17 protein-coding genes and 1 other RNA gene are annotated in these 24,498 nt (G+C 51.6%); 9 read left to right on the top strand and 9 right to left on the bottom strand.

What is annotated here, in order from left to right:
- Window positions 1-33: 33 nt before the first annotated feature.
- Window positions 34-1,557 carry a helicase-related protein gene (locus tag MET42_RS0107135; RefSeq protein WP_019882181.1) on the top strand — a complete coding sequence of 508 codons (1,524 nt, stop codon included), beginning with the start codon at window positions 34-36 and terminating at the stop codon, window positions 1,555-1,557.
- Window positions 1,558-2,216: 659 nt separating this feature from the next.
- On the opposite strand, the gene MET42_RS0107125 is transcribed toward MET42_RS0107135, so the two are convergent.
- Window positions 2,217-3,539, bottom strand: coding sequence for an N-acetylmuramoyl-L-alanine amidase (locus tag MET42_RS0107125; RefSeq protein ID WP_019882179.1), 1,323 nt, complete (start codon window positions 3,537-3,539; stop codon window positions 2,217-2,219).
- A complete protein-coding gene (gene tsaE, locus MET42_RS0107120) occupies window positions 3,539-3,997 on the bottom strand; it encodes a tRNA (adenosine(37)-N6)-threonylcarbamoyltransferase complex ATPase subunit type 1 TsaE (protein ID WP_019882178.1) in 459 nt (152 codons plus the stop codon). Before tsaE ends, MET42_RS0107125 begins: the two co-directional genes overlap by 1 nt.
- Here tsaE and queG point away from each other — a divergent pair.
- Window positions 3,996-5,084: a tRNA epoxyqueuosine(34) reductase QueG gene (gene queG / locus MET42_RS0107115; protein ID WP_019882177.1), complete on the top strand. Its 1,089-nt coding sequence runs from the start codon at window positions 3,996-3,998 to the stop codon at window positions 5,082-5,084. The genes tsaE and queG overlap by 2 nt on opposite strands.
- Window positions 5,085-5,092: 8 nt before the next feature.
- Here the strand turns inward: queG and MET42_RS0107110 are convergent, their stop codons facing one another.
- From MET42_RS0107110 to glgC, 4 genes are read right to left on the bottom strand one after another with little or no spacing between them, the layout of a single operon-like run.
- The gene (locus tag MET42_RS0107110; protein WP_019882176.1) at window positions 5,093-6,022 is read right to left on the bottom strand and encodes an ROK family protein; all 930 of its coding nucleotides are present in this window, start codon (window positions 6,020-6,022) and stop codon (window positions 5,093-5,095) included.
- On the bottom strand, window positions 6,015-7,547 hold the full coding sequence (gene malQ, locus MET42_RS0107105) for a 4-alpha-glucanotransferase (protein ID WP_019882175.1): 1,533 nt from the start codon (window positions 7,545-7,547) through the stop codon (window positions 6,015-6,017). Before malQ ends, MET42_RS0107110 begins: the two co-directional genes overlap by 8 nt.
- The gene (locus MET42_RS0107100) at window positions 7,516-9,222 is read right to left on the bottom strand and encodes a glycoside hydrolase family 57 protein (protein WP_019882174.1); all 1,707 of its coding nucleotides are present in this window, start codon (window positions 9,220-9,222) and stop codon (window positions 7,516-7,518) included. Before MET42_RS0107100 ends, malQ begins: the two co-directional genes overlap by 32 nt.
- Before the next feature lie 41 nt (window positions 9,223-9,263).
- Window positions 9,264-10,586 (bottom strand): glucose-1-phosphate adenylyltransferase, encoded by a 1,323-nt coding sequence (gene glgC / locus MET42_RS0107095; protein WP_019882173.1) that lies wholly within the window; start codon window positions 10,584-10,586, stop codon window positions 9,264-9,266.
- A gap of 217 nt (window positions 10,587-10,803) precedes the next feature.
- On the opposite strand from glgC, the gene glgB reads away from it, so the two are divergent.
- Window positions 10,804-13,020 (top strand): 1,4-alpha-glucan branching protein GlgB, encoded by a 2,217-nt coding sequence (glgB, locus tag MET42_RS0107090; protein ID WP_198289764.1) that lies wholly within the window; start codon window positions 10,804-10,806, stop codon window positions 13,018-13,020.
- Between the two features lie 113 nt (window positions 13,021-13,133).
- On the top strand, window positions 13,134-14,786 hold the full coding sequence (pgi, locus tag MET42_RS0107085) for a glucose-6-phosphate isomerase (protein ID WP_019882171.1): 1,653 nt from the start codon (window positions 13,134-13,136) through the stop codon (window positions 14,784-14,786).
- A 73-nt stretch (window positions 14,787-14,859) separates the two neighbouring features.
- Here the strand turns inward: pgi and MET42_RS0107080 are convergent, their stop codons facing one another.
- From MET42_RS0107080 to MET42_RS0107070, 3 genes are all read right to left on the bottom strand, one after another.
- The gene (locus MET42_RS0107080; protein WP_019882170.1) at window positions 14,860-15,501 is read right to left on the bottom strand and encodes a response regulator transcription factor; all 642 of its coding nucleotides are present in this window, start codon (window positions 15,499-15,501) and stop codon (window positions 14,860-14,862) included.
- Window positions 15,502-15,579: 78 nt separating this feature from the next.
- Entirely contained in the window at window positions 15,580-16,728 is a 1,149-nt protein-coding gene (locus MET42_RS0107075) for a sensor histidine kinase (RefSeq protein WP_019882169.1), read from the bottom strand.
- Window positions 16,729-16,824: 96 nt separating this feature from the next.
- Window positions 16,825-18,612 carry a GGDEF domain-containing protein gene (locus MET42_RS0107070; protein ID WP_019882168.1) on the bottom strand — a complete coding sequence of 596 codons (1,788 nt, stop codon included), beginning with the start codon at window positions 18,610-18,612 and terminating at the stop codon, window positions 16,825-16,827.
- A 216-nt stretch (window positions 18,613-18,828) separates the two neighbouring features.
- On the opposite strand from MET42_RS0107070, the gene ffs reads away from it, so the two are divergent.
- The 5 genes from ffs to MET42_RS0107050 all read left to right on the top strand — a co-directional run bounded on the left by ffs (window position 18,829) and on the right by MET42_RS0107050 (window position 24,483).
- Window positions 18,829-18,925: signal recognition particle sRNA small type (gene ffs / locus MET42_RS14585), an RNA gene on the top strand.
- A gap of 144 nt (window positions 18,926-19,069) precedes the next feature.
- A complete protein-coding gene (gene dnaX, locus MET42_RS0107065) occupies window positions 19,070-20,887 on the top strand; it encodes a DNA polymerase III subunit gamma/tau (RefSeq protein WP_019882167.1) in 1,818 nt (605 codons plus the stop codon).
- Window positions 20,888-20,910: 23 nt separating this feature from the next.
- Window positions 20,911-21,219: a YbaB/EbfC family nucleoid-associated protein gene (locus tag MET42_RS0107060; protein WP_019882166.1), complete on the top strand. Its 309-nt coding sequence runs from the start codon at window positions 20,911-20,913 to the stop codon at window positions 21,217-21,219.
- 16 nt (window positions 21,220-21,235) lie between these two features.
- Window positions 21,236-21,835, top strand: coding sequence for a recombination mediator RecR (recR, locus tag MET42_RS0107055; protein ID WP_019882165.1), 600 nt, complete (start codon window positions 21,236-21,238; stop codon window positions 21,833-21,835).
- Window positions 21,836-22,101: 266 nt separating this feature from the next.
- Window positions 22,102-24,483 (top strand): EAL domain-containing protein, encoded by a 2,382-nt coding sequence (locus MET42_RS0107050; RefSeq protein WP_019882164.1) that lies wholly within the window; start codon window positions 22,102-22,104, stop codon window positions 24,481-24,483.
- Window positions 24,484-24,498: the final 15 nt, after the last annotated feature.

The following is a 24,498-nucleotide window of genomic DNA, read 5'->3' as shown; positions in this document are numbered from 1 at the left end:
CTGCCATTTTAAACCGTTTGGTAGAATGACTGCATGTTCGCCAACGAATTTCAGCAATATTTATCGCGCTTTACGCTCGCCCGACAGTTGGGTCGCCAGCATCATTTTTACGTGGGCCCGACCAATTCTGGTAAAACCTACCAAGCGCTTGAGACCTTACGCCAGGCCGCGTCTGGCGTTTACCTGGCGCCATTACGCTTACTGGCGATGGAAGTGCGCGACCGCCTGATGCAGGCTGGCGTACCGTGTAACCTGGTCACTGGCGAAGAACGCGTGATGGTGCCTGGCGCCAAACATACGGCCTCGACCATTGAAATGTTACGGCCAGATATGGCGGTAGAGGTCGCTGTGATTGATGAAATCCAGATGCTGATGGATCCGGATCGTGGCAGCGCCTGGACCGCCGCACTGGTGGGTGTTCCAGCTAAACAGGTGTTTATTTGTGGTGCCAATAGCGTGACAGAAAGCTGTACGCGTGTGCTGGACGCCTTAAATGAGCCTTATACCCTCACCCACTTGCAACGCATGACACCGTTGTTAATTGAAGACCACAGCATTTGCGGTGCACGCTACCACGCGGCCAAATTACACAAGGCCTTACAGCCTGGCGATGCAATTGTCGCCTTTAGCCGCAAAGATGTGCTGACACTGGCTGCACGTATCCGCCAATGGGGCTTAAGCGTCGCCACCATTTACGGCGCGCTATCGCCAGAAGTCCGCCGTGGCGAATCTGCCCGCTTTGCCAATGGAGAAGCGCAAATACTGGTGGCAACAGATGCCATTGGCATGGGACTTAACCTGCCTATTCGCAGAGTGATTTTTGCCAACATCCATAAATTTGACGGCATCGCACCGCGCCCGCTCAATGCCACCGAAATGCGCCAGATTGCGGGTCGTGCAGGCCGTCACGGTCTCTATGACACCGGCTATGTGACAGTACTGGAAGATGACGAGCAATGGCATTTGCAAGCCATGCTGCAAGTCGATGATACGGTGCCGTTATTTGCCCTGCCAATCGCGATGGGTGGTGGCGATATTGAAGCCCTCAGCCAGCAGATCCCAACCTGGCGCCTGGCAGAATGCGTGGAGTATTTGCATAATCAATACGCTAGGCAACACGACCAACAGCACTTGCAATGGCAAGTCACCGCATTGCAATATCAACAAGCCTTGCTCATAGACGAAGTAGCGCCCACACTCAGCATGCGCGACAAATACCGCCTCATGTGCGCGCCGCTGGCAATACAAGTGCCGATTGCAAGGGATTATTTTATGCAATGTGTCACCGCTGTCGCCACGCAACAAACCCGCTCATTACCCAATATGCCGGATTGGCTGAATGGACAACAGGCACAATACCTGGAGCAGGCCGAGTTGATTTGCCAGCATTTGAGTTTGTATAGCTGGCTGTCGTATCAGTATCCGCAGATTTTCCCGGATAGCGGGTTGATTGATGATGCGAGGAAAAAGCTGAATGCTTATATCAGCAGAGCGTTGCGGGTACAGGCGGGATATGGGAAGACGCAGCGGGAAGCGGAGTTGGCGCAGTATCGCTAAATGTGAGCTTCATTAATAATTTGAAGTATTTATTTCGCCTCTCGGCGAGTCACTTTCTGGTGCTTGTCCCCCAGAAAGTAACCAAAGAGGAAGACACCCAGCCATCACGGCCTGACGGCTCCCTTGCGTTGCTCAACGAAGGACTTTCGTCCGTTCCGGACTCCAGGTGGGCGTCCATCGAAACTCGCCCTAGCGGCTTGCACACCCCGCAAGCCACCGCGGAACTCGGACAGCCGATAGCCGACTACCCCCACTTCGTCTCCGCTACTCAGCGTGATGGGATGGGATTTGTCTCATTTAAGAAGCAGCGTAGAAGTTTGAACAGTTAAAAACAGATTCTTTTTTAAATTCACTAGGGGTTGCAGTCGCATGATGTTCGGGGTCCCCATCTGCCGCGCCGAGTAGCGCAGGCAAAATAAGGAGAAAGGGAGCGACTGTTCGAATCCCGCAGTAGCTCACGTTGTGTGTGAGCTACCAGGTTGAGTTTCGTGACCGCTTATTTTGACGAGCAACGCAGGAAACAAGCGGAAGCTGGGGTGCATTTCTTTTGGTTACTTATTCTTTGGGCAAGCAAAGAAAAGTAACTCGCCATAAAGGCGAAAAGAAACCTCACCTAAACGAAAAAACCTAAAAATTACCTTTTCAAACAACCCCAAAACTTACTTCTTAGCAAACGAAGGATTCGTCGCCACGTACGACTTCACACCCGATAAAATCGCATTCACCAATTTATCCTGGTAACCATCATCATTCAACCTCGACTCTTCATCTGGGTTACTGATAAACGCCGTTTCTACCAGAATGGACGGAATATCCGGTGATTTCAACACCGCAAACGCAGCCTGTTCCACGTATTTGGAATGCAGGGTATTAATTTTGGCAATACGCCCCAACACTGCCTTACCCATGCGAATACTGTCATGAATGGTCGCAGTTTGTGATAAATCGAGCAGCGTACGCGCTAGGTCCATGTCGCGTGTATCCAGCGAGACACCACCGATCAAGTCCACGGCGTTTTCCTTTTTCGCCAGGTAGCGCGCGCCAGCACTGGTGGCGCCGCGTTCGGATAATGCAAACACAGATGAGCCTTTGGCGGTGCTGTTCACAAACGAGTCGGCGTGGATGGAAATAAACAGGTCAGCTTTGGCGGCACGGGCTTTTTTCACACGGTCCCCCAAGGGCACAAAATAATCGCCATCACGGATTAAAATCGCCTGCATATTATCTTCGGCATCTATCTGCTGCTTGAGTTTGCGCGCAATCGCCAACGTGATGTTTTTTTCATGGCTGCCATTAGCGCCCCTTGCACCAGGATCTTCACCACCATGGCCGGCATCAACAGCAATGGTAATCAGCTTTTGGCCGGGCTTGGCTTGTTTCGGTTTATCAGCAACGACAGGTTTTTCTACTGGCTTTTCACTATTCGCCGTAGCGGCTGGCGCTTCACTCGCAGGCTCTTTGACGGCAGATGGTGGTGGTGTAGATTCAACCGATTTTTCATCACTATTGACTGGCGGAACGTCTTGTAACTGTTTTGAGGGCGTCAACACGGGTGTCGCGACCGCAGGCTCTGCATTACCAGTTGCTGGCGCAATACTAATGGCCAGGCGTTGTTGCGAACTGCCTGCATTCATATCAGTCACCAATGGTTTGATGTCGGACTTGATATCGAATACCAGGCGGGTAGTATGCTCAGTAAATGGTGCAATACGGATTTTGGATAAATAAGGATGCTGCGCATCCAGTTGAAATGGCAAGGCTTTGAGTGTGGGGCTGATCGCCACGGCATCCATATCAATGACCACGCGGAACGGATTATCCAGTGTGAATACGCGGTATTTGACTTGCTGATCTAACAGCAACTCAACCTGCACCTGGCTGCCATGTTGTTGCAGGTTAGCCAGAATCACTTCGGCGGCGTGCGCCACGCCAATAAGAGAACACACGGCTGTGAGCAGCCATAAGGTTAAAATCTTGCGCATTACTGGCATAGTCCTTCCAACGCCAGCGCGTGCTGACTGGTGATATGCAGCACGCGGCCGTGCGGCAAAATATCAAATCGAATCTCTATATCGGCTTGTGGCAATACCTGCTCGGCACGCTCAGGCCACTCAACCAGGCAAATACTGTCGGCATTGAAATAATCGCGGAATCCGGCAGCTTCCCACTCCTCGGGGTCCTGAAAGCGGTACAGGTCAAAATGGTAACATGAAGCGATGGCCAGATTGTATGGCTCGACGATGGTATAAGTCGGACTCTTGACCTTGCCGATATGACCCAGCGCGTGCAAAATGCCGCGCACCAGCGTCGTCTTGCCCGCACCAAGGTCGCCATGCAGGTAAATCACCTGCCCCGGTCTCAATTGCGTTGCCAGCACTTCTGCGGCATGCACAGTCGCTGCTTCGTCTTTTAAAATCTGTGTAGAATACGTTTCTGTCATGTCACATCAATCACATCCCGTCCCCATTCAATTGCCTGATGAGCAAGCCGCCGCACAGATGGCAGCGACCATCAAAGGCTGGGCGCGAGAATTGGGGTTTGGCAGCATCGGCATCACCGATACTGACTTATCTGCCGCTGAGCCGGAGTTTTTAAACTGGCTGGACAAACAATACCACGGCGACATGGATTATATGGCAAAACATGGCACCAAGCGAAGCCGTCCGGCAGAATTGGTGCCGGGCACACTGCGCGTGATCTCGGTCAATCTGAATTATTTGCCTGAAAACGCAGCTGACGGCTGGCAGGTGCTGGAGAATCCAGACAAAGCTTATGTTGCCCGCTACGCCATGGGCCGTGATTACCATAAGGTGATGCGGCAAAAGTTGCAGCAACTGTGTACGCGCATCACCGAGACTTATGGCAGTTTTGAATACCGTGTGTTTGCTGACAGCGCGCCGGTACTCGAAGTGGCATTGGCCACCAAGGCTGGCGTTGGCTGGCGTGGAAAACATACTTTGTTACTCAACCGACAACAGGGTTCATGGTTCTTTCTGGGCGAAATTTATACCAACCTGCCCTTGCCCATCGACCCGCCAACGAGCGCGCATTGTGGCAGTTGCTCAGCCTGTATAGACATCTGCCCTACTCGCGCCATTGTGGCGCCTTATGAGCTGGACGCCAGGCGCTGTATTTCTTACCTGACCATTGAATACCAGGGCAGCATTCCACTGGAACTACGGCCACTGATCGGCAACCGCGTTTATGGCTGTGATGACTGCCAGCTGATTTGCCCATGGAACAAATTTGCCGTGAAGAGCCAGGAAAGTGATTTTGCCGTCAGACACGGGTTGGACAGTAGTGATTTGGTCGATTGCTTTGCCTGGACAGAGGCCGAATTTCAAGCGCGCATGGCGGGGAGTGCGATTTACCGTATTGGCTACGTGCAATGGTTGCGCAATATTGCCGTTGGCTTGGGCAACGCGCCCAGCTCACCGGCTGTGCTTGCGGCACTGCAGGCGCGGCAAGACGATAGCCATGCCCTGGTTAGGGAACATGTGGCCTGGGCATTGGCGCAACATCAGTAAAACGTGGCCTAAACAGCTAATAGCGCAGCACCCAGCATGCCTGCCACATCACCAGAGCGGGTGATATGCACCTGGATTTTACCGCGCAACACTGGAATCAAGTCGTGTTCCAAGCGTTGCTGAAATGCGGCTGACATCAATGACCAGGCAGCCACCACACCACCACCGATCAGTACATTTTCCACATCGACCACTTTCAGCACACTGGCCAGCATTTGCGCCAGTTTACTGCCAGCATCAGCATAGACTGCCTGGGCATGACTATCGCCTTGGTCAGCAGCCACAGCAATCGCCTGGGCAGTCAGTGTGTGGCCAGTGAGGTCAGCATAGGCCTGGCTGATGCCTGTGGCAGAAGCATATTGTTCGACGCAGCCCTGATTACCGCAACCACATAAACGCCCTTCTGGCACGACAATAATATGGCCCGCCTCTAGCGCATAGCCATGATGCCCGGCCCACACTTTGCCATTCACCACCAATCCGGCGCCCACACCTGTGCCCAGGCCGATGTAAAGCAGGCCACCCGCTGGTTGGCCTAATTGGCAATATTCTCCATAGGCAGCCGCATTGGCGTCGTTTTCAACGCGGACCTTGATCCCCAGCAAGTCCGTCAGGTCATGGCCAAGATTGACATCCCGCAACCCTGGCAAATTGGGCGATTGCGCCAGTATGCCGGTTTGCGGGTTAATAAACCCGGGAAAACCGATGCCTATGGACTGAATGGCTGGATATTTGCTTAGCAAAGGGCGAATAGCATCTGCCGTCACCTGCAAAATGGTTTGCCAGGCTTGCGCTGGCGGATATTGTTTGCAAATGGCAGAGTAATTGGCCTGGAAGCGTGTTTCTTCAACCAGCGCCAGGTCAGAAAACACGCCCAGGCGTAAATTCGTCCCGCCTACATCCAAGCCCAAACGATACACAGCATTTGCTTCAGGCATGCACGCGGTCACTTTCTTCTACTAATTGTCTGAAAGAGTGCAGTTTATCATCGCTTAACTGCGCCCATTGCATGCGCCAGGCCCAATTGCCCTCTATGGTGCCCGGCGTATTCATACGTGACTGGCTGTCTAGTGCCAGAATATCCTGCATGGGCACAATAGCCAGGTTAGCCACACTATTAAACGTAAGTTGTATCAGCGCTGTTGGCATGTCAGGCTGTTCTTGATTTAAATGCTGGCTTAAATAGTGATGCAAGTGGTTGCGTACATGCTCTGGCGCAGCCTGATACCAGCCTAACGTGGTGTCGTTATCGTGAGTGCCGGTATAGGCAACACTATTTTCTTCGATATTCTCTGGCAAATAGGGATTATCCTCATCGCCACCAAAAGCAAATTGCAAAATTTTCATACCAGGCAACTCAAACGCATGTCGTAAAGCATCGACTTCGTCAGTAATGATGCCCAGGTCTTCAGCCACCAGGCTGAGTTGTGGAAAGGTCTCGGTAATGGCTTGCAACAACGCATGCCCTGGTGCATCCTGCCAGGTGCCGTTGATTGCGGTAGGCTCCAGTGCAGGAATTTCCCAGGCGGCTTGCAAGCCACGGAAATGGTCAATACGCAGTACATCAAACAATTGCGCCTGGGTATCAATGCGGCCCAGCCACCAGGCAAACCCATCGGCTTGCATCACTTGCCAGTCATAGTGTGGGTTACCCCAGCGCTGGCCGGTTTCAGAAAAGTAATCAGGCGGCACGCCGGCCACCACCGTCATATTGAGTTCAGCATCCAATTTGAACCACTCAGGATGCGCCCAGACATCTACGCTATCGTAGGCAACAAAAATCGGGATATCGCCAAATAACTTGATGCCGCGCTGGTTGGCATACAGTTTAAGTTGCGCCCATTGCTGAAAAAACACGTATTGCGTGAATTTAATCAGCGTCAGTTGCTCCTGGTGTGCGGCGGTAAAGGCCTGCAAGGCCAGCACATCATGCAATCTGTAAGCCTCCGGCCATTGCTGCCAGCTTTGCTGCGCATGCTGCTCACGCAAGCTCAAAAATAAGGCAAAATCTTCCAGCCAGTAATGTTGTGTCTGGCAAAAACGTGCAAAACCCGACCAGGTAAGGCCGCGACCGTCCGCTTTAGACGGCGCGCTGCCAGACTGCACACGTAACATGATTTTAGCGATTAACGCAGGTAATGGCAGCTCAGCCTCTTCAGGCTGGCACCAGCCCTCTTGCAACAACTGCCTGGGACTGATCATGCCAGTATGCCCGGCATGCGCCGACACGCTTTGGTAAGGCGACTGGTCACCGTGTGGCTGGTTGACTGGCAAGGTTTGCCAGATGGCCACCCCCATTTCCACCAGTTTATCGACGAAACGATAGGCATCCGGCCCAAGATTGCCTTCAGGTAATGAAGTGATGTGCAGCAACACACCTGCTTGTCTAGCTTGTGTCATGAGATTGGCATTCAGAAAAAAATAAAATCGGTCAGGATTGCCCGCGACGCATGGTGCCTGCATTTTCAGCGTCACCGCCGCCCAGGCTAATGGGCTGAGACAAATGCGCTGGCGGCACTAGGCCCAGCAACTGATAGAGGTTGCTCAAATTGCGGCGGTATAGCTGGTCAAAACTTTGCACGCTTTGCGCATTATTGTAGTCGCCAAACCACCAAAACCAGTCAGAGCCTTCACAAAGCGCCAGTTGTTGCTGGCATTTCTGTTTGGCAGTCGCAGATAACTCATGCACATGCTGGTCATATTGCCGTTTGGCTTCACACAGCAAATCCCAGGCACGGTTTTTCGCCGGTTCGCCGATCCAGGTGCTAAAGGTGCCATAGACCCAGCTACCGGCACAAATATCATTCAGCAACTTGGGCTCCGGCAGTTGCTTGGTTTGCTGCATAGCCAGCACATCACTAAACGTGGTCATCTGGATATCAGCATGCGTCGCCAGGGCGTGATAGAGCTCCTGCAAAAAGTAAAAACCGTTGTATGGGTAATATTCCCAGGCATTTTCGCCATCCAGAATCACACTCACCACCGGCGTTTCATCTTCGCTGTGGGCAAGAATGTGCTCCAGCGACTGCACAAAATCATGTACCGCTTCGCTGGCATATTGCTTGGAGTACTCAAAACCGATTTTGTCAGAAAGGTGATCGTCGCGGAAAAAGCAGACGATATCTTGCTGGCCATTGGTGATTTTGTATGGCTGATAGAGGTAATCTCGCGGCTGCTCATGCGGCAGGCCCAATTTGCGCAAACTATTGGCCAGCACACCCTGCCCGGTCGCGGCCCAAGCGACACCTTGTTCGGCTAATAACGACAATGCCGCATGCGAAACAGCGCCTTCGGCTGGCCACATGCCAAGCGCCTTTTGGTGAAAGATTTTTTCATGATAGTGCTGGGCGGCCTCTACATGGGCAATGGCCCGTGTATACCCATCAGGATAATTCGCCGAATGTGGCAAAGGCGCTTCCGGCATGGCATCGCGTGTGCTTTTCAAATCGATGAGCAAGGGCAAAATCGGATGGTAGTAAGGCGTGGTAGACATCTCGATCTGGCCTTTTGCCAACAAGGCCTGGTAGCGAGGCAAAATGCCCTGCAAGGTTTCGCTGATCACACCCAGCAATGCCTGGCGGTCTTTGAGCGTAAACAGCAAGCCTTTTTGCATCAGTGCCTGCACCGTTTTGTTTTTGCGCCGCAACCCCTCGCCCGTCCACGCCAGGTGGTACCAAACCAGCAAGTCCGCTTTATATTGGGCTGAGAGATAATGAAACTGGCCGTTTTGCATGATGGGCTCGACCAGTTCGTACAATTTCAGCAGGCGCTGGTAATGCGGAAACGGGCTCAGCATTTTTTCATGATGCGCCTTGAAGCAACTGTCTACAATGAGCTGGCATTCGGCATCGGTAATATTGTCCAGATCCGGGTTCGCCAGCAAGCGCAACAAGGGGTCACGCCATTCACCTGTGCGCGACTGGTCAGCGTAATCCTGTAACTGCTCAACCAGAATCGGCACAAAATTGAAACTCACCCTAGCCGCCGCATTCTGCTCCAGGTGATAGGCCATATCGCTATAGTCTTTGAGTGCGTGCAGGTAGGTCCACGGCAGTACATACTCGCCGGTGACCAGGTCGCGATAGTCAGGTTGATGCATGTGCCAATACAGATTCAACAGCAATTTTTTATCGGACATCCCTCAACCTCTTTTCCATCGTTACCTCATCTCAATTGATATTACTTCACACGGTACAAATCCTGTCCCAGCATATCTGGCGTCACCAGAACAATGCCTTTTTCAGACACATAAAAACGCTTTCTGTCACGTTCAAGATCGACGCCAATATGCATACCGGCCGGAATCTCGCAACCACGGTCGATCACGGCATTACGCATGACCACGCCTTCATTGATCTTGACTTTTGGTAGTACGACCGCACCATCCAGATCGGAATAATCAGCGACATGCACGCCTGAAAATAATACCGAGTTAGAGACACATGAGCCGCTGATCAGGCAACCGCCAGACACCAGTGAATCCGTTGCCTTACCGGTACGTCCCTCGTCTTTAAACACAAACTTGGCCGGCGGCAATTGCTCCTGATAAGTCCAGATCGGCCAGTCGCTGTCATACAGGTTCAGCTCTGGAATCACTTTGGTCAGCTCCATATTGGCTTCCCAGTAAGCATCAATCGTACCGACATCGCGCCAGTAATAATTATCGCTTTGCGCACCGACACAACTATCGACAAAGCGGTGTGCCTGCACTTTATATTTCTTGATGATATAGGGAATAATATCCTGGCCGAAATCGTGGTTGGACTTACGGTCGTAAGCATCCCGGATCAACTGTTCATAAAGGAATTTGGCGTTAAACACATAAATACCCATGCTCGCAAACGCCACCTCTGGGTTATTGGGCGTTGGCTTGGGATGCGCCGGTTTTTCATCAAACGCCACCACCCTGTCGGTACTATCTACCTCCAGCACGCCAAAGCCTTTGGCGTCCTCCAGTGGCACATTAATGCAGGCAATCGTCATATCCGCATTGCTGCGCGCATGTGTGGCCAGCATTTTGCCGTAGTCCATTTTATAAATATGGTCGCCAGCCAGCACCAGAATGTATTCGCCACCATTCTCGCGCAACAAGTCGATATTTTGGTATACGGCATCTGCCGTACCTTTGTACCACTCTTCGCCTAAGCGCTGCTGTGCCGGGATGATGTTGACGTACTCGTTAAACTCGCCACGCAAGAAGCCCCAGCCACGCTGCACGTGCTGAATCAGGCTCTGCGCCTTGTATTGTGTGGCGACATTAATGCGGCGGATGCCAGAGTTAATGCAATTAGATAGCGGGAAATCGATAATACGGAACTTGCCGCCAAACTGCACTGCCGGCTTCGCTCGCCAATCAGTCAGGTTTTTCAATCGGCTACCACGGCCACCGGCCAGGATAATCGCGACGGTATTTTTTGTCAGGTTACTGATAAAGCGGTCAGAAGGACGTTCTTGCCGCCGGTTGCTTTTACGACGTTCGATAAACTCTGCTGCTTGAGACATGATGCTGTTCCTGTTTTTCTGATCCTGAAAATCAGCCCGAAGTCATGCGCAGCGATGTGCGTTCCGGTAGAGACGACACAACGCTTGGTAACCGCAGGTCCGACACCCACAGTCTGCATGATAATTCGGGTAAAGACAACGATATTTTCAGCGATAAATGACGTAAATCTTAACTTTTTTTGATAGGATTGAGGCTAGTCAAATGGACATTGCTAGCATGACAGTCAAACCTTCAGCCACTCCCCATCCCGACACCTTGCATCTGCAACGTATTTTAGACGCGACACATCACAACCCTTTTGAATACTTGGGTGTACATGCAGATAGCCAGCAAGGCCCGTGGCATGTACGTGTTTTTCTGCCGAATGCCGACAAGGTTTGGGTGAAGGTCGATGATGCCTGGCAAGCCATGACACTCAACCATCCGCAAGGCCTGTTTCTTTACAAGTCAAGCACAGCTGTCAATACGCCGGTTGCACTCAAAATACAATTGCATAAGCAGGCATCCAGCTATGAAACGTTCGACACCTATAGCTTAGGCAGCACCTTGTCGGCAGACGACTTGCATCTGTTTGCCGAAGGCAAATTATTTGAGGCCTACAACACACTTGGCGCCATCCCCATGACAGTCAATGCTGTGCCTGGCGTCAGGTTCGCCGTATGGGCCCCGAATGCTGAGCGTGTCAGCGTCGTTGGCAGCTTTAACCAGTGGGATGGCCGCGTACATGCCATGCGCGTACTCGGCAGCAGTGGCGTATGGGAATTATTTATTCCACACTTGACCGAGCACGATTTATATAAATTTGAAATCCGCAATCGCGAACATGGCCATGTCATGGTCAAGGCCGACCCGTATGGCAAGGCCTTTGAAGCCAGGCCAGGCACCGCCAACCGTATCTGTGAGAGCCACTACACCTGGCAAGATGACAGTTGGCAGCAACAACGCCAGCAACGTGACTGGTTACATGCGCCTTTTAACTGCTATGAGGTGCATCTCGGCAGCTGGCAGCGCGACCACAATGGCCACTTTTTAAGCTATCGCGCCATGGCAGATGCACTGATTCCGCATTTAACTGACATGGGTTACACCCACATTGAATTATTGCCCATTGCCGAGCATCCGCTCAATGAATCGTGGGGCTATCAAGTCACGGGATACTTTGCCCCCACCCAACGCTATGGCAACCCGGATGATTTGAAGTATTTTATTGATCGCTGTCACGCGGCTAATATCGGCGTCATCCTTGATTGGGTGCCAGGGCACTTCCCCAAGGATGACTGGGCACTGGCGCGTTTTGATGGCACGGCCCTGTATGAGCATGCCGACCCCAGGCTGGGCGAGCATATGGACTGGGGCACCTATATCTTCAATTATGGCCGCAATGAAGTGCGCTGCTTTTTGCTCAGCAACGCCTACTACTGGCTAAAAGAGTTCCATGTTGACGGCTTTCGCGTGGACGCAGTCGCCTCCATGCTCTATCTCGACTACTCACGCAAAGATGGCGAGTGGTTGCCAAATGCTTATGGCGGCCGCGAAAACCTTGATGTGATTGAATTCCTGAAGCAACTCAACATGATGGTTGGCGAGCGCTTTCCTGGTGTGCTTACCATTGCTGAAGAGTCGACTGCCTGGCCTGCAGTCTCGCGCCCGGTCTATGCCGGCGGCCTAGGATTCAGCATGAAATGGAATATGGGCTGGATGAACGACATCTTGACCTATATGCAACTGGATCCGGTATACCGCCAATATCATCACAATCGGCTGACTTTTGGGCAGATGTATGCTTACTCCGAGAACTTTGTGCTGCCGTTCTCGCATGATGAAGTGGTGCATGGCAAAAAGTCCTTGCTGGAGAAAATGCCCGGGGATGCCTGGCAAAAATTCTCTAATTTGCGGCTGTTACAAACCATGCAAATGACCATGCCAGGCAAGAAATTGAACTTTATGGGTAACGAATTTGGTCAAAGCCGCGAGTGGAGCGTCAACCAGAGCCTGGATTGGCATTTGCTCGAAGCATCAACTCCTGACCATGCCTTGCATAGAGGCATACAGGCATTAAACCGCGACCTGAACGCACTTTATCGCCAGCATCCTGCCCTGCATGCGCATGATTTTGACGCGCAAGGCTTTCAGTGGATAGATTGCGAGGATGCTACCCAGTCAATATTGAGCTACATCAGACGCGGCAATGACCATAGTTTTGTTATAATAGTGTTAAATTTCACACCAGTACCGCGCCATCAATATCGTTTGGGCGTACCACAATCTGGTTACTATCAGGAAGTGTTAAACAGTGATGCCGCTTGTTATGGTGGCAGCAATTTCGGTAATGGTCATGGCTGTCAAAGCGATTCCGTCCCATGGATGGAACATCCGGCCTCTATCAGCCTTAACTTGCCGCCGCTGGCTGGTGTCATACTTCAGTTACAATAGCTGGTTAAACTGGCTAAAAATGCAAGCTTGCAGTACAGATTTTGGCAGCGCAGACTGAATGTTTGCGCGCCCTATAAAATTAATTGACTTGAAAACGATAGCAACAACATAACATGGCAAAACTAACCACACACCCGAGCTGGCACGCGCTGAACCAGCATCAAATTGAAATGCGCGATATTCAAATGCGCGACCTGTTCAAACAAAATCCAAAACGCTTTGAAGAGTTCAGCTTAACCGTCGAAGATATCCTGCTCGACTACTCGAAACACCGCATCACCAAAGAAACGCTGGCACAACTGTTCCAGCTGGCGCGTGACTCCAATATCGAGCAATGGCGCAGCCGCATGTTCAGCGGTGAAAAAATCAACATCACTGAAAACCGTGCCGTCTTGCACACTGCCCTGCGCAACCGCAGCAACACGCCTGTATTGGTCGACGGCAAAGATGTAATGCCCGACGTCAATGCCGTGCTGGCACAAATGCGCAGCTTTACCGAGCAAGTGCGCGGCGGTCAATGGACGGGTTATACCGGCAAACGTATCACTGACGTGGTGAATATCGGTATTGGCGGCTCAGATCTCGGCCCGGTCATGGCCTGCGATGCATTGAAGCCTTATGCCAGCCCAGACTTGAAAGCACATTTTGTCTCCAACATTGATGGCGCGCACCTGATGCGTGTGCTGGAGAACTGCAATCCTGAGACCACGCTATTTATTGTGGCGTCTAAAACCTTCACCACCCAGGAAACCATGACGAATGCACACTCTGCACGTCGCTGGTTCCTCAATGCCGCCAAACAAGACCAACACGTGGCCAAGCACTTTGTGGCGCTGTCTACCAACGCGACCGCGGTGCAAGCCTTCGGCATCGATACCAACAACATGTTCGCTTTCTGGGACTGGGTTGGCGGTCGCTATTCCCTGTGGTCTGCGATTGGCTTATCCATTGCGCTGTATGTCGGCATGGACAACTTTGAACAGTTACTGGCTGGTGGCCACGCCATGGACCAGCACTTCCAGACTGCACCGCTGGAACAAAACATGCCAGTCATCATGGCCTTGCTAGGGGTCTGGTATAACAACTTTTTCCACGTCGATACACACGCTATCCTGCCTTACGACCAGGGTATGTCACGCTTTGCAGCTTACCTGCAACAGGCAGACATGGAAAGTAATGGCAAATTCATTTGCCGCGATGGCAGCCGTGTCAGCTACAAAACCGGCCCGGTCATCTGGGGCGAAGCAGGTACCAATGGCCAGCATGCGTTTTACCAGTTGATCCACCAGGGTACGCAAATGGTGCCAGCGGACTTTTTAATGCCAGCTAACAGCCATTACAAAATTGGCAGCCCGGATGACCAGCACCACAAGATTTTGCTGGCTAACTTCCTGGCACAAACCCAGGCACTGATGTTGGGCAAAACGCGTGAAGAAGCGCGCGCCGAGTTGGAAAAACAAGGCCTGAGTGGTGAAGCGCTGGAAGATCTGCTGCCTCACAAAGTATTCGAAGGTAACCGCCCAACGACGTCTATCGTGTTCAAGCAATTAACGCCTTACACTTTGGGTAAACTGATTGCGCTGTATGAACACAAAATCTTCGTACAAGGCATCATCTGGGACATTAACAGCTATGATCAGTGGGGCGTGGAATACGGCAAACAAATTGCCAGCCAGATCCTGCCACAGTTGACCACACCAGATGCGGTGACCAGCTTTGACAGCTCAACCAATGGCTTAATCAATTACGCGAAGAAAATATCTTAGTAATTTGATTAATAAACAAAAAAGGCCTCTTAATGAGGCCTTTTTTATTGTGTTTTAACCATGCTTTAAACGACTAGACCAGCTGATTTTTAATTGCATAATGCGTGATATCCGCATTGTGCTTCAGGTGCATTTTCTCCAGCAAACGCGTGCGATACATACTCACCGTTTTTACCGACAAAGCAAGTTTATCGGCAATCTCACTCACCGAGTTACCGGAAGCAATCAGACGCATGACCTGGAACTCGCGGTCAGACAAGGCTTCATGCGGCGCCACGGCATGGTCATTCCCCACCTGCTCCGCCAGGATTTCTGCCACGTTGGGCGTAATGTATTTTTTGCCTTTAGCCAGCGTGTGAATCGCGGTCAGCAACTCCTCAGAAGCCGTATGCTTGCACAAATACCCCGAAGCACCGGAGCGTATCGAACGCACGGCATATTGTTCTTCCATGTACATGGACAACATAAGGATATTCAGCGCGGCATTTTCACGTTTAATCAGCTTCAGCGCCTCAATGCCTGTTTTGTCCGGCAAAGAGATATCGAGCAGCATGACATCGGCCGCGAGCTCACGGACACATTTAATGGCCTGCGCCACATTTTCTGCCTCACCAACGACCTCTATATCGCCACTGGCGATCAATATCTGCTTGATCCCAGAACGTAAAATAGCATGGTCATCCACAATAATGACTTTAATTTTTTGTATATCCACCCTGATCCCTCTAATTCGCTCGCGCGGCTGTCATGTCATGCATGATCTAATTGATTGTAAATCGGATACGCACTTCTGTCACGAAGCAACCGCGACCAATGGCGCGCGCACATGAATGCAGGTACCTGGCCCAGTGGCAGAAGCGTCGATATGGCATTCTCCACCCAATGCCGCCGCCCGCTCTTGCATACCGCGCAGGCCGAACGAATTGGGTTTGATTTTATCCGCAGGTGCAATGCCAATGCCGTTATCAACAATACGCATCAACAGCACATCCTCTTCCAGTGACAACTCGACGGACACCTGGTCTGCCTGCGCGTATTTGGCGATATTGGAAAGGGCCTCCTGGCAAATGCGGAACAAGGCCATGGACTGATCGGCATCACATTCCAGGTCATGACAGTTAGTGACAAACTTCGCTGTCACGCCCAGCTGTTTTTTAAACTGGCTGACTTGCCATTCCAGCGCATCTACCAGGCCCAGGTCCAGAATATTCGGACGCAAGTTGCCAGAGATTCTATGCACGGCATCAAAGGTCTGATTGATAATGGCCTGTAACATGGTGGCCTGCTCGAGGTTCACGGGCAAGCCGCCTTCAATCTGCTGGATAATGGTAGACAGCCCCAGCTTCATCGCCGTCAGGTTGCCGCCCAGATCATCATGAATCTCGCGCGCAATACTGACGCGCTCTTGCTCCTTCACCTGGTGAATGTGCGCCGTAAGCGCCTGCAAATCACGCCTGGCCTGTTCAATTTCGTGTTTTTCATGTTTGCTCTGGCTGATATTCAGCATAATGCCGTCCCACTGCACGGCACCATGGCCTAAATCCTGCACGGTGGCACGAATATTGACCCACTTCATATCTTGCCAGTCAGCGATCCAGATTTTGCCTTCCCAATCCAGCCGTTTATGCTGCCTGGCCGACTTTTGCAGGTTATGCCTGAATTGACTGGCTGAATGCTCTTCCATCGCATTAAACAGCGTTTGCGCGTCTTTTAACAACGCCGCTGCCGGGATGCCCAGCAAGGCCTCACAGCCCTCACTCAAGTAAGTAAAGACCACTTGCGCATCGGCAGTCATATGCATTTGGAACACCAAGCCAGGGATGCTGGACACAATCGCAGAAAATCTGCGCTCGCTTTCATGCAAAGCGTCTTTGACACTATCGGCAGGTGAATTGGCGCCAGCAGGGCTGACGGCAGCAGAATGGATGGCAGGAGTGGACACTTGGCACCTCGCTTAAGATGCCGATTAGCATATCATGCCCACGCCAGGCTGGGTATGTCTGTCATGACTGGTGTATCCCGCCAGTCATGAGGTTCATTAAGGATTTGCTTGCAGGTCGATTTCCGTCATGACGCGATTTTTACCGCGTTTTTTAGCCAGGTACATGGCCTGGTCGGCGCGCGCAAGAATCGAATTAACGTCATCTTCGGTTTTAAACAAGGCCACACCGGCACTAAAGGTAATCAGCAACTTCTGATTATTACCAAGGAAATATTCTTTGGTGAGCGCACGCTGTAAGCGGCTCATCGTCACGACGGCCTCCTCCAGGTTGGTATTCGGCAAGATCACGACAAACTCTTCCCCGCCCATCCTGGTCACGATATCGGTCGGCCTGACGGCGCGTTTGACTACACCCGCCAGATGTTTGAGTGCAGAGTCCCCTGCCGCATGCCCATGTTGGTCATTCAGCATTTTAAAGTTATCAATATCCAGCAAAGCAATGCTCAGCAATTCGCCACTGCGGCGATAGCGGGCAATTTCAGTACTAAACGCCTCATCCATACCGCGGCGGTTGAGCACACCTGTCAGCTGGTCGATACGGACAACCTCGCTCAATTGCTGTAATTCTTCCTGCAGCTTCTCCATGCGTTGCTGGGTATCGGTCGCCACCCGTTGCTGGTTCAGCAAATCATCACGCGAACGCATGATATCCGTCTGCATCACAGAAGTATCTCGCATCAAGTGATTAACCAGCTCATTGATTTTAATCAGGTCATCGGTCTGCGAGAGCTCCTGGGCATAATTTTCAATTTTGCCGCTATAGAGTTCACTCGCTTCGCCCATGTATTTCAGCTTGTCAATAAAAGTACTGATCAAAGTTTTAAACGAGTTTCTGGCTTCCACCAAGCTATGTTTTACCAGGCCTTGCTTGTAGACCACCTCTTTCAGGCTTTTTTCTGCCTGCTTGAGCTTGGCGCGATCCAGCGGGCCGCTGATAATTGATTGCACGGCATAGACCTGGCCGCTCAGCCAGCTATCCTCCGCCACCAGTTCACCAATATTGGATAACAGCAAATGCAGCAAATCAATAATGTCACCACGCACATCATCCTCTTTGGCACCAATCACTTCCACACGCATCAACAAGGCTTTGAGTGACTTGGCCAGCGCCTCCCACTCTTTAACCTTTTTAGCGCGTTCGGTGCTTTCCTGCAACGCGACCGCCTCTGTTTGTAAGTCAGGATAACCTTCCAGGCGCGGAATCAATCCGAGCTGCAAGGTTTGTTTGAGCAAGGTTTGCAAGATGGTAAATGCACCATGAAACTGCTGCACATCACTCGGCAAACCTTCAGTGCTGGCAGGCTCAACCGCAGCTGAAGGTGCCGCAGTCTCTGTGCCATCCGTTAAAGGAATGCCATCACCGCCGGCATCAGACGGCAGCCAGTGATTCGCCATACCAATCAGTTTGTCAGACAATGACTCATCGTTACCAAAGTTGATCAGCACGCGCTCCAGTGTTTCGCGCTTTCTGGCGATATCAACCCCGCTGCGCTTGTCGTCCCAGGCTTGCAGCAGTGTGCGTATGGCTTTGGGCCATTTGGTCGAATGACTTAATTGTTGCTGCATGGACTCAGTAAGCAACTCACCCAACCCTTGCCAGTTATCCTGCTTGAGCAGTTTTTCCCAACGGTTGATCCAATTGGTCTGCTCCAGGGAATCATGCGGCAGTTGTTTAAGTGCTTTGCGCAATGCGCCAACGGCATCTTCTTTCACCGGCTTGCCGGCAACCTCAAAATAAATTTGAGTGTAATTGTCCGGGGTCGGCTCTACGCGGCGAACGGCCATTTGTTTAATGGTTTCGCGGGCAATTTCCGACGCGGTCATGGAGGGTCCGTTGGCTGCCATAGTCTTAAGTCACATCCTTGAATCACATCATAAATGAATGAAAAATATGCCTCATTATGCAGTGAAAAATCGGGGCGTTATGCCACTATAAGAAGGTAGATTATTGGTCATTTCCACTGCTTGAAAAAGCAGCGCATGTCATGGTCAATTTAAAAAGAAGCTTATGCCAAATAGTTTTTGCGTTACAATAGCAGCCGCGGGCCTCCCCGCATTGTAAGGTAGCCAACCTGGTCAGGTGCGGAAGCAAGCAGCCACAACTATCAAGCAAGTGCCGGGGGTTGGGCTCGCCCCTTCCCATATTGCCCTTTGATTGACCTACACCAGACACGCATTCATTTAGCGCGCATTAATTTAGTTGGTATCGAGTCAAGCATGAGCAGGCAATTTAAGCTAAAGTACGGGTTTGCCTTATAGCATTTAATCAGTAGAGTGCGCGATGTCTTACCAAGTATTGGCGCGTAAATGGCGCCCAAAATCCTTTAGTAGTCTGGTCGGACAAGACCATGTGGTTCAGGCCTTAAGCAACGCCCTGAGCCAGCAACGTCTGCACCATGCCTATTTATTTACCGGCACGCGAGGTGTCGGTAAAACCACGCTGTCACGTATCCTGGCCAAATCCCTCAACTGTGTGACTGGTATCACGGCCACCCCCTGTGGTGAGTGCGAAGCCTGCCGTGCCATTGATATTGGCCGCTATGTCGACTACGTGGAGATGGATGCGGCGTCTAACCGCGGTATTGCCGACATGGTCAGCCTGCTCGAACAGGCGATTTATGCGCCCTCTTCCGGCCGCTTCAAAGTCTATATGATTGATGAAGTGCATATGCTGACCAAGGAAGCGTTTAATGCCATGCTGAAAACGCTGGAAGAGCCACCTGCGCACGTCAAATTTATCCTGGCGACCACTGATCCGCAAAAAGTACCGGTCACTATTCTGTCACGCTGTTTGCAGTTTAACTTGCGCCAAATGGCTAGTAGCACGATCACTGCACATTTGCAGGATATTCTCGGCCAGGAGCAACTGCCGTTTGAACCGCCAGCATTACAACTGATTGCACGTGCCGCCAATGGCAGTATGCGTGATGCCTTGTCGCTCACCGACCAGGCGATTGCTTACGGTAATCAATCTGTGCGCGAAAGTGATGTACGCAGCATGCTGGGCGCAATTGACCAGAGCTATTTATACGAACTGCTACGCGCGCTGATTGCCAATGATGCGGTAAGTTTGCTTGGCATTGCCCAGCAGATGGAGTCACGTAGCATTGGCTTTGAAAGTGCCTTGAATGACCTGGCGGCCTTGCTGCATTTACTCGCTGTGGCGCAATACAGCCCGCAAGCCATTGCCGATGACCACCCGGAACGCCAGACACTGCTAGACCTGGCCTCACAGCTCACGGCGGAAATGCTGCAACTGTATTACCAGATTTGTATTCTAGGCCACCGCGACATTGGCCTGGCACCTGACGCTTACGCAGGCTTTACCATGACCTTGCTGCGGCTGCTAGCGTTTAAAGCAGACGCCATGACACCATCAGCCGCACCGGCCACTGGCGGCAGCGCACCCACAGAAGGCACGCCTCGTGGCAATGCAGGCGGTGGCGCCCGCGCAGCACTGGCACAAAGCCGCCAGATGAGTGCTGCAAGTGAGCCTACTCAGGCAGTTGCACCGCCAGTCACACCCGCTACACCGAATATGGCAGCGCCTGCGTTGAAAGCAGAAACGTTTACGGCTCCGGTACCCGCTGCAGCGCCAGAAGCTATGACGACGCATGTAGCAGACATGCCTGAGCAAGCGATACCTGATATCGAACAGATTCCACAACAAGCCTTTTCACAACCGGTAGTCACTCAGAGTGACTCAGCCTCACTCGCATGGGATGGCAACTGGCGTGCGCTGGTTGAAAACCACCTGAGCAAGTTGGGGCTGGTGCGTGCACTGGCGCAGAACTGCGAACTGGTGAGCTACGATGCAGACAATATGACCTTGCGTATCGGTGAAGCCCATAAACATCTGGCCAGTGCCAATTACCTGGAAAAACTTAACAGCGCGTTAAGCAGCCATTTTGGCCGCCGCCTGAAGTTGAATATTGTCACTGGGCAAGAAGCGAATACGCCTGCCAGGCAATTAGCCGTTGAGCGTGCCGAATTGCAGGATCAAGCCACAGAAGCCATTATGGCTGACCGCTTTGTGCAAGGCCTGATGCAGGAAATGGGCGCGACTATCGTGCCAAACTCAATAAAACCCTTACATTAACCACAACACTTTAGGAGCAGACAATGATGAAAGGTGGCATGGGCAACATGATGAAGCAGGCCCAGATGATGCAGGCCAATATGCAGAAAGCACAAGCCGAACTCGCAAACACTGAAGTCGAAGGTATCGCCAGTAACGGCATGGTCAAAATCACCATGACCTGTAGCAATGATGTCAAACGCGTGCAAATTGATGACGCCGCGATGGATGACAAAGAAACACTGGAAGACCTGATTCTCATCGCACTCAAAGATGCCAGAACCAAGGCCGAAGCAACCAGCACAGCCAAAATGGGCAACGTGATGCCCGCTGGCTTCAAACTGCCGTTCTAAACGCAGGAAACCCCGCTTGAACAATCCCGCCGTACTTGAACAGCTGATTGGTGCCTTGCGCTGCTTGCCGGGCGTCGGCCCCAAGTCGTCTACGCGTATGGCCTATCACCTGTTGCAGCGGGATAGAGAAGGCGCACAAAAACTGGCGGCCAGTTTGCAGCAAGCCTTGGACAAACTGGCCCATTGCGATTACTGCAACAACTTTAGCGAACATAGTGTATGTAGCCTGTGCCAGGATAGCAGCCGCGACAAATCCATTTTGTGCGTGGTGGAAATGCCTACCGATCTCATGATGCTGGAAAATACTCGCAGCTACCAGGGCCAATATTTTGTATTAATGGGCAAACTCTCGCCCATGGATGGCATAGGCCCTAAAGATATTCACCTCGACACCCTGCTCAAGCGCGCACAGGACAGCGCGATTCACGAAGTGATCGTCGCCACCAACTTCACCTCCGAGGGTGAGGCCACTGCCCACTACATTGGCCAGATGCTCAAATCGCGCGGCATCCGCGTTAGCCGTATCGCGCGCGGCTTGCCGATGGGTGGTGAAATTGAGTATGTTGACAGCGGCACCTTATCCACGGCTTTGCTGGAACGTAAGTCAGTCACTTAAGCAGCTTACCCAGCTGTTTGCATGCCAAGCAACAGCGTTTCATCTGCACACGGCCTAATACGCGTGCGCTTTCCGCACCAATTTGATGCAGACAATTAGATTGTTTCGTGGCTTTTATGCCCGCTCTTCACGCAAATAAACTCCATCCCCTGTCGTTATAGTAGTGATGCGACCTGTCATAGAACCAGCGCAGTATTTGTCTGGCTCTGTGAGGTCTAGCCATAAGCAAGCCTGCACTCAACCTCTCACAAGCAAAGTGATTTTTCATGGAACTATTTCTGCATATTTTCGATGCCAACAGTCATGCCAACATGGAAAGCCCGCGCTTTTCAGGGCAGAATCAAACATCGTTGCGTTATCACACTGAAGCTGAACTATTGCAGATATTAGATCAGATGATCGCCGAGGAATCCGCGCATACGCTTAAGGACACCTGGGTGCTGGTTTCTGAGGACAATCAGCCTATCGGCCCGATGCAAGCACTACAGGCCACCATGCCGTTTAATACCTTTTACGCACGGCACAAATATCCGTGGTTATTGTCTGAGCTTGAGCCGCATGTGCAAATGCATTACCAGCCGATTGTCGACTTTGGCCAAGGCGGCAAAGTATTCGGCTTTGAAGCGTTGTGCCGCCTTAAAACACCAGAAGGCAAGTGGCTCAACGGCATGGAAGCATTTGCATTGGCCGCCGAGGTCAAGCGCACACACGAGTTAGACCTGGCTTGCCAGCGTCTGGCCTTGATTGGTAAGTCACAATCCATTTCTGCGGAAAAACCCATTTTTATTAATGTGTTGCCACAAACCATTATGAGTCCTGGCTGGCTCGATTTCATCTTACAAATTCTGCTACAGCAAAACATTGATAAACGTGATGTCGTCATAGAAATTGTCGAAAGCGAGAAAACAAACCCTGAGGTACTGGCACGCTACTGCGATGAAATTCGCATGCATGGCCTGCGCATTGCCTTGGACGATATGGGATCAGGCTTTAACGGGCTGCGTATCCTGGCAGAAGTCCGCGCTGATTTCATTAAAATAGACCGTGCAATTGTGCATGAAGCACAAGGTAGCCGCGTGAGAACCGTGCTGCTGGAAGCGATTATTTCCATGGCTCAACGTTTGGGCTGCACCATTATTGCAGAAGGCCTGGAGCGCGTAGAAGATATTACCTACTGTCAGGACTTAGGCTTACATTACGCACAAGGCCATTATTTTGCCCATCCGCAAAGCATCCCCAGCGACCAGGTAGCCGCACTACCTGCACGTGACGAATCGCATCGCTCGCACGTGCCGGATGACTTTCACATTGGAGAGTTCATTAGTCACGGCCTGACCATTGATGTCAGCAACTCGATCGCTGAAGCCAGAAGCTTATTTAATATCCATATTGATGTCGCTATCGCCGTCGTTCTCGATGGGAAAACACCACTTGGCGTATTACGACGTGGCAAGGTATTTTCCAAAAAAGTCACCGGACTAGGCGCATGCTGCGACCCTCTACCCAAGGTGATTAATCACCTCATCCCCTCTTCCGTACTTGCGCGACTGTTTTATCTCGATCGCGCCAATACTGATATATGGATTACGGTGAACGAAGAAGGTGCCTATGTCGGCATCCTGCAACCCATGGAAATCATGGCCCAGTTGATCAGCCGTAAAGCCTCCACCGGCAATTTACACCCGCTGAGTCATCTCACTACCGGGCCGACCTTAAGACAGACCCTGGACAATAGCTTGCGTAACAACCCCAATACGCAGTTAGTGTATATCGACCTGGATCACTTTAAGGCGTACAACGATCGCTACGGCTTCATCCGTGGCGATGCCATGATCCGATTATTGTCTGAAATCATCCGTCAGGAATTTCAAGACAAAACCGGCGTCATGGTCGGTCATATTGGCGGCGATGATTTTGTGCTGATTTACGATCACAATGCCCCGACACTCACCGATATCCTGCTACACATTATTAGCCAGTTCCAAGCCTTAGCGGTTCACCTGTACGATGCCAGTGATCTTGAGCGTGGATTTTTCACGACCGAAGATGGCAAAGACCACCCTGTCGCCAGCGTGTCTATCGCGGTGGTGAATGGCAAACAAGGCTTGCTGGAGAATAGCGTTATGGCTGCCGAGCGAGCGGCCGTGCTGAAGAAAATCGGCAAAGCCAATCTTGGCAGTATCGTGGTGGTAGAAGATACGCCGCCACAAACCATTTTGCCTAAAAAAGAGTTTTACTCTGACTGGCAACAGAGAGCCTTATCCGCCCTGCAATCGTTATTGAAAATCCAGCGCTCAACAGGGTCACATGATCTGGATAGCTGCTTTGCCGAATTCCCTTATTTTGAAGTGATCTTTGAGCTCGAACCGAATGGCGTGCAACGTTACGCCAACTGGATCAACCCGAATATGTATGGAAAAATCAAGGCAGGTGGTGCTGGCATAGACCGCAGCCAGCAAGCCTACTACCAGAGAGTGGCTGAGTCACATGCGCCTTATATTTCCACCATTTACCTGTCTACGGCGACTGAAGACTTCTGCCTCACGGTATCATTACCAATTATCAATGAACAAGGCATGCTGGAAAGCATCCTGGTCGCGGATATTAATATTGCGGCCATGGCTGTGCTGAGCAGCGCACGCAAGTAAGGTGCAGATCAGCGA

The organism is Methylophilus sp. 42, assembly GCF_000384155.1.
Taxonomy (GTDB): domain Bacteria; phylum Pseudomonadota; class Gammaproteobacteria; order Burkholderiales; family Methylophilaceae; genus Methylophilus.
This window is presented reverse-complemented; position numbering and strand designations above follow the sequence as displayed.

Bases quoted from the DNA above. Each gene is read 5' to 3' on its own strand.
- MET42_RS0107070 (WP_019882168.1), bottom strand. From the start codon at position 18,612: ATGACCGCGTCGGAAATTGCCCGCGAAACCATTAAACAAATGGCCGTT.
- glgC (WP_019882173.1), bottom strand. From the start codon at position 10,586: ATGTCTCAAGCAGCAGAGTTTATCGAACGTCGTAAAAGCAACCGGCGG.
- dnaX (WP_019882167.1), top strand. From the start codon at position 19,070: ATGTCTTACCAAGTATTGGCGCGTAAATGGCGCCCAAAATCCTTTAGT.
- MET42_RS0107060 (WP_019882166.1), top strand. From the start codon at position 20,911: ATGATGAAAGGTGGCATGGGCAACATGATGAAGCAGGCCCAGATGATG.
- MET42_RS0107050 (WP_019882164.1), top strand. From the start codon at position 22,102: ATGGAACTATTTCTGCATATTTTCGATGCCAACAGTCATGCCAACATG.
- queG (WP_019882177.1), top strand. From the start codon at position 3,996: ATGTCACATCAATCACATCCCGTCCCCATTCAATTGCCTGATGAGCAA.
- malQ (WP_019882175.1), bottom strand. From the start codon at position 7,547: ATGCAGGCACCATGCGTCGCGGGCAATCCTGACCGATTTTATTTTTTT.
- MET42_RS0107100 (WP_019882174.1), bottom strand. From the start codon at position 9,222: ATGTCCGATAAAAAATTGCTGTTGAATCTGTATTGGCACATGCATCAA.
- pgi (WP_019882171.1), top strand. From the start codon at position 13,134: ATGGCAAAACTAACCACACACCCGAGCTGGCACGCGCTGAACCAGCAT.
- MET42_RS0107135 (WP_019882181.1), top strand. From the start codon at position 34: ATGTTCGCCAACGAATTTCAGCAATATTTATCGCGCTTTACGCTCGCC.
- MET42_RS0107110 (WP_019882176.1), bottom strand. From the start codon at position 6,022: ATGCCTGAAGCAAATGCTGTGTATCGTTTGGGCTTGGATGTAGGCGGG.
- glgB (WP_198289764.1), top strand. From the start codon at position 10,804: ATGACAGTCAAACCTTCAGCCACTCCCCATCCCGACACCTTGCATCTG.
- tsaE (WP_019882178.1), bottom strand. From the start codon at position 3,997: ATGACAGAAACGTATTCTACACAGATTTTAAAAGACGAAGCAGCGACT.
- MET42_RS0107125 (WP_019882179.1), bottom strand. From the start codon at position 3,539: ATGCGCAAGATTTTAACCTTATGGCTGCTCACAGCCGTGTGTTCTCTT.